The sequence below is a fragment of the Streptomyces sp. AB3(2024) genome (assembly GCF_041862025.1).
In the GTDB taxonomy this organism is placed as follows: domain Bacteria; phylum Actinomycetota; class Actinomycetes; order Streptomycetales; family Streptomycetaceae; genus Streptomyces.
Map to the genome: position 1 here is coordinate 1 of NZ_JBGWAB010000451.1, position 218 is coordinate 218.

Consider the following 218-nt stretch of genomic DNA (forward strand, 5'->3'; position numbering starts at 1 on the left):
AGGTCGACGACCGCCGGGGCCCCCTCCAGCGCGGCCCGCCAGTACGCCAGTTGCTCGGCGGCCAGGCTGTCCGGGTCGGCGGGATCACCGAGCAGCTCGTGCTGCCACTGGCTGTAGTCCGCGTACTGCACGGGCAGCGGCTCCGCGTCGGGGGCCCGGCCGGCCAGCCGGGCGGCGTAGGCCCCGGCCAGGTCGCGCAGCAGGGGGCGCAGCGACCA

General features: G+C 78.0%; 1 protein-coding gene. It reads right to left on the minus strand.

The annotated features are described in order from the left end of the window. The coding region (locus ACEPPI_RS41180; protein WP_373920336.1) for a hypothetical protein at window positions 1-218 on the minus strand (218 nt) is incomplete at both ends.